Raw genomic sequence first — 11178 nt, 5'->3', positions numbered from 1 at the left:
GCGGCGCAGACCCTAGGATCCATGCCGCGACTTCAAAGCGCCGCAGCGGTGCCGAATTCTGCTCCGCTGCACCCTCCACAAACGTCCCGGCATGGATCCTCGGGTCTACGCGTCCGCTTCGCTCCCGCTCCGCCCGTGGATGACGAAGTTGGTGAGGCTTCGGCCAATCTCGAACGTCTCCACACGCCCTGAGGGCGAGCCGCCGCCAGCCACATCGCCTCCCCGATCAAAACCACTTGTCCGGCCCGCGAAATCCGTGCCCGGCGCTGGCTATGCGCCGCCACCTCTGTCTATCGTCGCCCAGCACCATCAGGAGCCCGCACCATGAGCACCGTCCCCAAAACGCCCGAGCAACCGGCAGACAATCAGAACGACGACGGCGGCGAATATTTCGAGGCGCCGATCGTCGGTGAGCTGGAGGCCGATCCGGTGTCGGACGAGCACTTCGACACGCCCGAAGTGCCGGACTCCGAACCCGCGGGCCCAGGCGCCCACCGTGGCAAGCCAAAGAAAAAACCGTCGGCGATCTCGGGCCGCAAATTCCGCAAGCGCGACCTGGTGCGCATCGACACGCTGCGCCCGAGCCTCGCCGACCGCATCCGCTCGGACCATCCCGACCTGCCGGCCGGCGCCCGCATCAGCCGCGCCGAGCTTGGCCGCTACCGCATGCGCTACATGGAGGAGCTGCTGCAGCAGGAGCACGGCGAATTCTCCGAGCTCGACCGCCAGGTGGTCGAATCGATCGCCAGGCAGGACACGATTTCCGAAAACTCGGAGGAGGAATTCGAGGAGCACCGCACCTTCGCCGACCGCGTCTCCGACAACATGGCTGCCTTCGGCGGCAGCTGGTGGTTCCTGATCTCGTTCGGCAGCGTGCTTCTGGTTTGGATCGGCATCAACCTGATCGCCGGCATGAGCGCCGCCTTCGATCCCTACCCCTTCATCTTGCTCAACCTGCTGCTCTCCTGCATCGCCGCCATCCAGGCGCCGATCATCATGATGAGCCAGCGGCGGCAGGAGTCCAAGGACCGCCTGCGCTCCTTCAACGACTACCGCGTCAACCTCAAGGCCGAGCTCGAAGTGCGCCATCTGCACGAAAAGCTCGACTACCTCATCTCGCGCCAATGGACGCGCCTGGCCGAAATGCAGCAGATGCAGCTGGATGCCATGCACGAACTGGCGGGTGCGAAGAAGCCGAAGCGCGCGGTGCGCGGACGGCGGAGGGTGAAGAGCGAGGCGGCAACCTCATAGGCCGTAGCCTCGACGCACCGAGCCCAGGTCGCTGCGCCAATCGCCATTTGCCCGTTGAAGCCCGCGCCTGCTTCCGCTAAGAAGCTGTGACTTGCCGGTTCACCGGCTGGTTCGTTTTCCGGATTCCGGAAAGCACCCGTAGCTCAGCTGGATAGAGCGCTGCCCTCCGAAGGCAGAGGTCACAGGTTCGAATCCTGTCGGGTGCGCCACCAACCTCTTGATATCCCTTATTGATCCCAATCGCAGGGAGAGCCTCTCTGAGACTCCACCGCGTCGGGCAACACCAGGGCAACACGCGAAACCATTTCGATCGTCTCGGGCTGGACAGTGGCGCAACATTTCAACTCACAAAGCGCAACTTTTGCCCGAAAGCACGGATGGGCCGAAAGGAAAGTCGCGGCCTGCGACTTGCATAGGTGTACAGGTATCAGTTGCTTTGGGGCCGGTTGTTGACCGACCGCTTTTGATGTTCGGTGATCCTGAGCGGCGGACGCCGTGTGAGGTCTACCTAACGACGGAAGGCCGCCGCATCCTTTAGGCTTGAGCTTCAAGTCAAATTGACCTTCGCGTATCCGGCGGGGTGGCGCGCAGCGTCACGCCCGAGATGACTGGTCTGGGGCTACCGGTCATTGCCAGCGTGGTGCGCCATGACCTGAAGACGCGGCAATGCTGCAATCTGCTGCGTGCAGTTTCCCGCAAGCCTCCTCTGGTGCTCTGTTACAGGCATTGCCGCTGGCGCTCTGCGGATCGTCCCGCCACGCTTAGCAAGCATCTTGAATGTCCGGAAGCCGTCAGAACGCGGCGTCGTAAGGTAGCGTCGAGACTAAAAGTTACCTCAAGCGCCGGCATCGACCCGATGCGCTGAAAGTGTCGGACGACCGGTTCAGCATGGTTCACTCAGACCTGCCCACCAACGCCCTTAAACTTCTCTACAAAGGCGGCAATTTTCTGAAAAACGCTTTGCTTCTTGTTGAGGTATTGAGGATTAAGCGGGCTCATTTTCGGCAGAACCGCATTGAGTTCCGTCCCATTGTCGGTGGCGAACTCCCGCCTGAGCGAGGTGGTGATATAGCGGCGGGCCGCTTCGGCATTCAGGTTTTCCGAGCTGATCAGCTCTTGAGCCTCACGTCGCTGTTCCGCCTGGGCGAAGGTGAAAAAGGCCTCAATCACGCTGGCCTTGTCATCAATCTGATCCAGATCGGTTTGGTTGATGAAATCCACCATCAAACTTTCCTTGGCGCGGTTGCCTAGGCTGCCGCGGATCACCCGACGCACTTCGTCCACCAGGTCGGCTTTGCTCTTAGTCTTTTTGTTGTGCTCGAAAATCAGTTCTAGGATGTAATCTAGGTTGATTTCCTGCGATCTCAGCAGGTCCACCTCGAACACCACGTCGTCCCAGTCGAGAGTAGACTTTTCCTTTTCAGTGGCGGCCTTTTCCTTGCGCAACCAGTCGCGGATGTCGTTGTAAGTCGAGCGGTAATCCTGCAGCTTTCGCTCGGCCGGCAACTTGATCGTTTGCAGTGCCGCCAGATCGTCATCGCTCAAGTAGTGGCTGGCCGTCAACGCCTCCACCGCCGCAGGATCGTTCCTGTCCACGTTCTGCAGGGCCTTCAGGCTGGCAAACTCATCGAAGTTCTGCAGCACGTTCTCAACACGTAGGTATTCGCCAAAAAGCTTGGCGAAGGCTTTCTTGTCGCCTTCCTTTTCAATGGCGGCGGGGTCGGGAAAGCGTCCCTCCAACTCGTGCACCACGTCAACGAAGCCGCGCCGCGCCTCCCCGGTGAGCACGTCGGTGAAGCCTCCCATGTATTCCTTGTAGCCCTTCTCGAGCACCACGTTTTTCGTGTTTTTGTCACCGAACAGCGTAATTGCGTCGATGGTCGCCTGTTCGAGGTCCCGGAAGGTGACGATGTTGCCGAAGGTCTTGGTGGCGTCAAAGATGCGGTTGGTGCGTGAGTACGCCTGTATCAGGCCGTGGTAGCGAAGGTTCTTGTCCACGAACAACGTGTTCAGCGTGGGCGCATCGAAGCCGGTGAGGAACATGCCAACCACGATCAGGAGATCGATCTCCCTTCCCTTCACCTGCTTCGCTAGGTCGCGATAGTAGTTCTGGAAGCCGTTGCTATCAACGTTGAAGTTGGTCTTGAAGAGTGTGTTATAGTCGGCGGTGGCGGCGCTCAAAAATTCTTTGGCGCTACTGTTCATGGCCGATACATCGAAGCTTTCATCCTGGATGTCGCCGATGGCGTCCTGCTCCTCGTTCGCGACAAACGAGAAGATGGTAGCCACTCGCAAAGGCCTGTCTTTGCCTTTCTGCAGGTCCCTGAAGGACTCGTAGTATAGCTTGGCCGCGTCAACGCTGCTCACCGCGAAAATCGCGTTGAAACCCTTATTACTCGCTTGCAAGCGATGCGTCTTCTGCCTGAAGTTGTTCAGGATGTACTGACTAATTTCGCGGATGCGGTCCGGGTGCAACAAGGCTTGTTTGTTTTCCGCCGCGCTTAACTTCTTCTCATCCTGCTCGGATTCGATGGCCTTGAACTGCGGACGCACATCATTGTAGTCCACTTTGAACTTGAGCACCTTCTCATCGCGGATGGCGTCAGTGATGACATAGGAGTGCAACTCGCGGCCGAACACGCTGGCGGTGGTGTCTGCACCCAGTGCGTTCTGTGGGAAGATCGGCGTGCCGGTGAAGCCGAACTGGTAGTATTTCTTGAACTTCTTCTTGAGGTTCTTTTGTGCCTCGCCAAACTGGCTGCGGTGGCACTCGTCGAAGATGAACACGACCTGCTTTTGGTAGATGGGCAGGTCGCCCTCGCTTTTCATGAGGTTGTTGAGCTTCTGGATGGTGGTGACGACGATCTTGTTGTCGTCTTTCTCCAGATTGCGCTTAAGACCGGCGGTGGAGTCCGAACCGTTCACGCTGTCTGGGGAGAAGCGCTGGTATTCCCTCATGGTCTGGTAGTCCAGATCCTTGCGGTCAACCACGAAGAACACTTTGTCGATGAAGTCCAGCTCGGTGGCCAGACGCGCCGCCTTGAAGCTAGTCAGGGTCTTGCCCGAACCTGTGGTGTGCCAGATGTAGCCGCCGCTTTCCGGCTGACTCCAGCTCTTGGCGGCATGCGCGCTCTTGATCTTCCGCAGGATGCGCTCAGTGGCTGCGATCTGGTAGGGCCGCATCACCAGCAATGTGTCGCTGACGTCGAACACGGAATAATGCAGCAGCACGTTGAGCAGCGTGTGCTTCTGGAAGAAGGTGGCGGTGAAGTCCTTCAGATCCTTGATCAGATTGTTGTCCGCCTTCGCCCAGTTCATGGTGAAGTCGAAGCTATTCTTGTCGCGACGCGTCGTGTTAGCGAAGTAGCGACTGTCGGTTCCGTTGGAGATTACAAATAGCTGCAGATACTTGTACAGAGAATACTCGCTGTTGAAACTCTCCTTGCTGTAGCGGTGCACCTGGTTGAAAGCCTCGCGGATCGCAACGCCGCGCTTCTTCAGTTCCACCTGCACCAGCGGCAGGCCATTGACCAGCACGGTCACATCGTAGCGGTTGGCGTGGCTACCATTCTGCTCGAACTGTTTGATCACCTGCACCTTGTTGCGAGCGATGGTCTTCTTGTCCAACAAATAGATATTCTGGATGCGCCCGTCATCGAACACAAAGTCGTGGATGTAGTCATCGTGGATCTTGCGGGTTTTCTCGATGATACCGTCGCTGGGCCTGTCGACGAAGGTTTCTGCGAAGCGGAGCCATTCACCGTCGGAAAACTGCACGGAGTTGAGCACCTGTAGCTGCACGCGAACATTGGCCAGCAGGGCCTCGTGCGTGTTCAGGCCGGACATGAACTCATAGCCTTGATTTACCAGGTCTTGGATGAACTCACGCTCCAGCGCATCCTCGCTCTGGTAGCCTTCCGCGACGATCCATTCGCCGGTGTACTTATCGAGGACAATGAAATTATTGGATTCTACTATCGTCTTGGCGGGTTCAACCATCTATTGCTCCTGCTGCCAGAATCCGTAGGTATTTTTCAAGTGATCGAGCAACAACTTGACCGTTGCCTTTTCAGGTAATGTCGGCTCTGCAACAGTTTCGTTGGATAGAGTGTTATGGCTTGTGAAATTGATAATTCTGCTCAAATATAGCTGCCTGTCGTCGGGTAAAATCTCCGACCACTTTTGGTAGCCCAGAAAACTGGCTGTTTTCTCGTAAAGATTTCGCAATAGGGTGAAGTGGTACCTTTCAACCTTATCGTCAGCAATAGCCTGCTCTATGGTCTGTTTTAGATACAAATGATAGGAGAAACTCTTGTTGGAGTCTCCGTTCTTTTCAGTTAGCGAAAAGCTGCCATCTTCAGAGCGCCCCAGCATGTAGCAGGCTTTGCCGTTCAGCTCATTAAACATCACGTTGTAGAATAGAGGGCTGTGTGTGGTAACAATAAACTTCAGATCGGATTGGTTGGATTTGATCAGGCTTGCCAAGTTGACAGCCAGTTCGATCAGATGGTTTTCGTCCAACGAGCTCACGGGGTCGTCGATAAACACATATTCCAGCTGATCGAACTCGTTGGTTTCACGATCGCCACGTTCTGGCACGCTCAACACACCAATCACCTGCTCGAGCAGCGTGTAGAAAATGCTCCAGATGAAGTTGCTTTCTTCGCCCTTGGAGATCTTCAGATTTCCCGAATGCTCATCATCACCGCGCTCGAGCGAAAAGGTAACCTCCGAAAAGGCTTTCGCAACGACCTCCCCGGTATCGTCGTCCTTGCGCTCTTCATTGAAGCGCGGCGTGAGCTTGTTGTTGGTATAGCGCTGAAAGGTCGTAATGACGTTCAAGTCCTGACCTTGATCCTTCAGCACCCAATCCGTGAAAGTGTTGGCTTGGATTCTCAGCTTCGGCTCTGCATCCAGCGCCAGGTCGTTATCCCAATAGAACAGATCTTCAGTAAAGGCGTTGTAGTAGAGAATCTTGTTGCGCGACAGCTCGGGCTGTTCCGCCCCTTCGTCGTCTTCTCCACCATCGGCTTTGGGCGAAATCAAACGCTTGAACTCTCGCGAAAGACGCGTCTTGCCCGAGCCGTTGAAGGCATAAATCAACTGCACCTTCTTGTTGGCGTCTTTCAGCTGTTGGGCGATCTCGGTCAGCGTCGCCCCCATGTCAGACCGCCACTTCTTCCGGCTTGGGGAAGCTCAAAAGCAGGTTCCGGTAATAGGCGTACTGCTGCTTACGCTGCAATATTTCGCGAGGCAGGCCCTCGCTGAGAGAGTTGGTCAGCGCGTCGAACTTGTCGAGGATTGCGACAATGCGGGCTTGCTCGGCGAGCGATTTGCGAGCGTCGCCTGGGTAGGGGATCGGCACACGAACTTTAGCCATCCCGTCAATCAGCAATCTATTCACCTTGCCTCGGGAAACGTGCTTCGCCTTTTCTGAGATGAACGTCGCCGTCTGCATCGCGTAGGAGATGAATTTGGGGTTCATCGAGTGCCGGAATGCGTAGCTGTCGTCGTGTATTGCGATGTCTTGCTCGCCAATCCAAGCCACAGCCTTCCCAACATCCTCGACCGTTTCGCCAACACCGGCGATCACAACATCTCCACGTTTTGCATAGCGCAAGGAGCCGGCCAACTCTCGCCGAACCTTTGAAAACGTCTCGCCTGTCCAAGCGCCATACCGAGTGTAGATCTCGCCGTAATGGATAGCGCTGATGCCGTCTTCCGCGTAATCCGCCTTGGTAAAGCGCTTGCCGCGAATAAACTCACCAATCTCCCCCAGCGTCTTCCACTCCACTTCCCTCCCTTCGAACCGCAGCAAGTGGTCACGATAATAGTGGTATTGTCTTTTGCGGGCGGTAAGCTCGGCGGTAAGCTCGGCGGTAAGCTCGGTGAAGGCGTCGAGGATGCGGACAATTTCCGCCTGGATGGCCAGCGATTTTTCGGGGGAATCCGGGCAGGGGATGGGGATTTTCTTGTTTGTGTAGTTTCCGATCCAATGACGTTTATGGTCACCATCAGACAGTTCGCTGGGTAAAGTGTTTAACCAATAGTAGATGTACTTTAACAGCGTCTTTTCTTCACTTTTCGACGTAATCATCTTGACGGCTGATGACTTTATCTTAAAATCAAAATCAATCCATTTGTTGGCTGTAGTGAAATCATCAAATATAATTACCGGATCTTGTGAGGCATTGTAGATGCCGTCTACTTCATCCGTATAACCAAGCACAATGGTTTTTCCCGCCGTCAGGACGGGAGTGTCATATTCGTCGCTGTAGTTTATTGTAGATACCAGATATTTAGCTGGTTGCTCATACTGCGTCACGTCCCCGAGCGGTAACCACTCCACCGCTACCTCACTCAGTAGCTTGTCCAGATAGTTCATCTCGCTCATGCCTCCGTCTCCGCCCCCTCGATCTCGGCAACGATGGCGTCGATCTCCCGCCGCAGCTGGTCAATGCGGGCGCCGGTGATCTTCAGGTCGGCATTGAGTGTGGCGATGTCCACCACCTCACGGCTGTCCAGGGCTTCCACATAGCTGGACACTGACAAGTTGTAGTCGTTGCCAGCGATCCGCTCCAACGGCACCGAGCGGGCTAAGTGGTCCACGTCGACCTTGCTATCGAAGGCCTGCATGATCTCCTCTATGTGTTTATCCAGCAGCACATTGTTATTGGTTTCCTTCTTGAACAGACCGCTGGCATCGATGAACTGGGTTTGGGTGTCGGTCTTGTTCTTGGCCAGCACCAGGATGTTGACGGCGATGGTGGTGCCGTAGAACAGGTTGGGTGCCAGCGCGATCACCGTTTCCACGTAGTTGTTGTCGATCAAGTACTGGCGGATCTTCAGTTCGGCACCCCCGCGATAGAAGATGCCAGGGAAACAGACGATGGCTGCGCGCCCCTTGCTGGAGAGGTAGCTGAGCGCGTGCAGCACAAAGGCGAAGTCAGCCTTGGATTTTGGCGCAAGAACGCCGGCCGGGGCGAAGCGATCATCGTTGATCAGGGTAGGGTCGTCGCTACCGATCCATTTCACCGAATACGGCGGGTTGGAGACGATGGCGTCGAAGGGTTTGTCGCCGCCGAAATGTGGCTCAATCAGCGTGTTGCCCAGCTGAATATTGAACTTGTCGTAGTTAATGTTGTGCAGGAACATGTTCATGCGCGCCAGGTTATAGGTGGTGTGGTTGATCTCCTGGCCGAAAAACCCGTCCTCTATGACGTGGACGTCAAAATGCTTCTTAGCTTGCAGCAGCAGCGAGCCCGAACCGCAGGCCGGGTCGTAAATTTTGTTGACGCTGGTCTGCTTGTGCATGGCCAGTTGAGCGATCAGCCTGGAGACATGCTGCGGGGTGAAGAACTCGCCGCCGGACTTGCCGGCATTGGCGGCGTAGTTGGAAATCAGGAACTCGTAGGCATCGCCAAACAGGTCGATATGGGCGGCATCGAAGTGGCCGAAGTCCAGTCCTGCCACGCCCTTGAGCACGGCAGCCAAGCGGGCGTTCTTATCCTTGACGGTATTGCCCAGACGGTTGCTGGTGGTGTCGAAATCGGCAAACAGGCCCTTAATGTCGAGTTCGGAGGGATAGCCGTTGGCCGAGGCCTCAATGGCGACGAAAATGCCTGCCAGGTCGGTGTTCAATTTCTCATTGCCATGGGCCTTGGCGACGACATTGGCGAACAACTGGCTGGGATAGATGAAGTATCCCTTGGTCTTTACCGCATCCTCCTTGATCTCGGCCGTGATCACACTGTCGGCCATCTCGGCATATTTGATGCTTTCGTCGCCGCCTTCGATGTAGCTGGCGAAGTTTTCGCTGATGAAGCGGTAGAACAACGTACCAAGCACGTACTGCTTGAAATCCCAGCCGTCGACCGCACCACGCACATCATTGGCGATCTGCCAGATCTGGCGTTGCAGGGCGGCGCGTTGTTGGGTGCTAGTCATCGCTAAAGTCCAGTTTGGTTCGTTGGATTGGGCTCTGGCGAGAGCTTAAGTTATTTGGGTGCTGCGGCGCCACCCGGCGCCACCGCCAGCAACTAGCTGCCTTTTATCGACCTCGCGCATGAAATAGCGACTTTCGATCGTGCCCGCCCAAACAAACGCTGGGCGAGGGACGGGGCGGGATTCGTGCTATGCTCTTTGGTCGAACTTTTCTTGCGGATGACCGTCGTCGGATAGCGTGTTGCCGAAGACGATGTTGGCGACATCCTGTCCCTTGATGAGCATGTCGGCCTTGCAGATAGCGTAGGACTCCGGGTTGACGAGCGAGGCCTTATCGTTGTGCTCGACCAGATGCTCTCCGGCGACAGACAGCATCCCGCCGGTGCCCGCTGTCGGATCGTAGATCGTTCGCACCACACCGGGCTTCGACAGGATGGCGTCGTCTTCGACGAACAGCAGGTTGACCATCAGCCGGATGACTTCGCGCGGAGTGAAATGTTCACCAGCGGTCTCGTTTGAGAGTTCTGCGAACTTGCGGATCAGTTCCTCGAACACAAGGCCCATCTGGTGGTTGTCGACCTTGCTGGGGTGCAGATCGATGCGAGCAAATTTCTCAGTGACCTGATAGAGCAGCCCTGCCTTGGCGAGGCGGTCTACCTGTACCGCGAACTCGAACCGCTCGAAGACGTCGCGCACATCCGGCGAGAAGGCTTGGATGTAGGCGAACAGGTTCTGGGCGATGTTGTCCTGATCGCCCATCAGCTTGCGCATGTCGAGTTTTGACGTGTTGTAGAAGGTCTGCCCGGCCTTGCGCAGAACGAAGGGCTCGGGGTTCATCCCTTGGGCGGTCTTGGCCGCATGTTCCGCCAGCACGGCTTCCTTTGTCGGCTCCAGCACACAATCCAGACGCCGCAGAACGGCAAAAGGAAGAATGACCTTGCCGTAGTCAGCCTGCTTGTAGTCCCCCCTGAGAAGATCGGCCACCGACCAGATGAATGCCGACAACGCTTGCTGGTTCAATTACAGATACCCCCAAATCAATTTCGGGGAGACTAAAGACCACAGGTCGACAGATGGCAACGATGAAGTGTTCCGAGGCGCCCAGCGTTAACTCCCCATCACCGCCCGCACACTCTCCCGCTCCACCAGCGGGCACTCCAGCTTCGTGATCGGATACCGCCCCCTCCCAGGCGGCGCCGGCGCTTCCAGCTGCTCGATCGCCCATTGGCCCATCGCCATATGCGGCAGGATCGAGGTGGTCAGCGGCGGGAACAAATGCCGGGCGATTTCCTCGTCGTCGTAGCCGACCACGGAAATATCCCCAGGAATGTGCAGGCCGGCTTCCTTCAGCGCTTCGTAGCAGCCGATCGCGGTGCGGTCGTTCTGGCAGAAGATGGCGGTGGGGCGGTCCTTCAGCGCTAGGAGCTTGACGGTCGCGGCGTAGCCGGCGCTGGCCGACCAGTCGCCCTCGACCACCAGTTCGGGATCAAACGGGATGTCGGCAGTGGCGAGCGCGCGGCGGTAGCCTTTCAGCCGGTCCTGTGCGGCCTGCATCCACGGCTCGCCGGTGATGGTGGCGATGCGGCGGTGGCCGTGGCTGATCAAATGGCGGGTCGAGCTCTGGCCGCCGGCGATCTCGCTCGGCACCACGGCCGGGAAGGCATAGTCCGCCGTGTAGCAGTTGAGCAGGATCACGGGAATGTCCAAGCCGTAAAGGTAATCGGGCGCGGTGATCTCGCGGGTGAAGATGGTCATGTAGATCAGCGCCGAAATGCCTCGCTTGGTCAGCGCCGAAATGGCGCGCGGCTCCATGACGGAATCGCCCAGCGTCTGCGCCACCAGAAGCACGTTGCCGGCGTTCCACGAGGCCTGGCGCGCGCCCTCGATGGCGACGACGGCCTCCGGGCTGGTGGCGAGCTGGTCGACGGCAAAGCCGATCACCCCGTCCAGTCCTTCGAAGGCGGGGATCGGCGGGTGAAGGGC

Annotated in this window: 7 protein-coding genes and 1 tRNA gene; 2 read left to right on the top strand and 6 right to left on the bottom strand. The window is 57.1% G+C overall.

Features of this window, described 5'->3' with window-relative positions:
• Positions 1 to 324 precede the first annotated feature (324 nt).
• Positions 325 to 1251 carry a DUF1003 domain-containing protein gene (locus EOB59_RS27490; RefSeq protein WP_128289670.1) on the top strand — a complete coding sequence of 309 codons (927 nt, stop codon included), beginning with the start codon at positions 325 to 327 and terminating at the stop codon, positions 1249 to 1251.
• A 132-nt stretch (positions 1252 to 1383) separates the two neighbouring features.
• Positions 1384 to 1460 (top strand) — tRNA-Arg (locus tag EOB59_RS27485).
• A gap of 688 nt (positions 1461 to 2148) precedes the next feature.
• Here the strand turns inward: EOB59_RS27485 and EOB59_RS27480 are convergent.
• From EOB59_RS27480 to EOB59_RS27455, 6 genes are all read right to left on the bottom strand, one after another.
• Positions 2149 to 5250, bottom strand: a complete 3102-nt coding sequence (locus EOB59_RS27480; RefSeq protein WP_128289669.1) for a type I restriction endonuclease subunit R — start codon at positions 5248 to 5250, stop codon at positions 2149 to 2151.
• The gene (locus EOB59_RS27475) at positions 5251 to 6414 is read right to left on the bottom strand and encodes an AAA family ATPase (protein WP_128289668.1); all 1164 of its coding nucleotides are present in this window, start codon (positions 6412 to 6414) and stop codon (positions 5251 to 5253) included.
• Between the two features lies 1 nt (position 6415).
• Positions 6416 to 7645, bottom strand: a complete 1230-nt coding sequence (locus EOB59_RS27470) for a restriction endonuclease subunit S (protein WP_128289667.1) — start codon at positions 7643 to 7645, stop codon at positions 6416 to 6418.
• On the bottom strand, positions 7642 to 9198 hold the full coding sequence (locus EOB59_RS27465) for a type I restriction-modification system subunit M (protein ID WP_128289666.1): 1557 nt from the start codon (positions 9196 to 9198) through the stop codon (positions 7642 to 7644). Before EOB59_RS27465 ends, EOB59_RS27470 begins: the two co-directional genes overlap by 4 nt.
• 186 nt (positions 9199 to 9384) lie before the next feature.
• Positions 9385 to 10215, bottom strand: a complete 831-nt coding sequence (locus EOB59_RS27460; protein ID WP_128289665.1) for a class I SAM-dependent DNA methyltransferase — start codon at positions 10213 to 10215, stop codon at positions 9385 to 9387.
• Between the two features lie 87 nt (positions 10216 to 10302).
• A partial coding sequence (locus EOB59_RS27455) for a substrate-binding domain-containing protein (RefSeq protein WP_245486782.1) occupies positions 10303 to 11178 on the bottom strand: 876 nt, incomplete at its 5' end.

Source organism: Mesorhizobium sp. M7A.F.Ca.MR.176.00.0.0, assembly GCF_004023165.1.
Classification (GTDB): Bacteria; Pseudomonadota; Alphaproteobacteria; order Rhizobiales; family Rhizobiaceae; genus Mesorhizobium.
The sequence above is the reverse complement of the archived record's forward strand: the minus strand, read 5'-3'. Positions and strand labels throughout refer to the sequence as shown.

Bases quoted from the DNA above. Each gene is read 5' to 3' on its own strand.
- EOB59_RS27490 (WP_128289670.1), top strand. From the start codon at position 325: ATGAGCACCGTCCCCAAAACGCCCGAGCAACCGGCAGACAATCAGAAC.
- EOB59_RS27480 (WP_128289669.1), bottom strand. From the start codon at position 5,250: ATGGTTGAACCCGCCAAGACGATAGTAGAATCCAATAATTTCATTGTC.
- EOB59_RS27475 (WP_128289668.1), bottom strand. From the start codon at position 6,414: ATGGGGGCGACGCTGACCGAGATCGCCCAACAGCTGAAAGACGCCAAC.
- EOB59_RS27470 (WP_128289667.1), bottom strand. From the start codon at position 7,645: ATGAGCGAGATGAACTATCTGGACAAGCTACTGAGTGAGGTAGCGGTG.
- EOB59_RS27465 (WP_128289666.1), bottom strand. From the start codon at position 9,198: ATGACTAGCACCCAACAACGCGCCGCCCTGCAACGCCAGATCTGGCAG.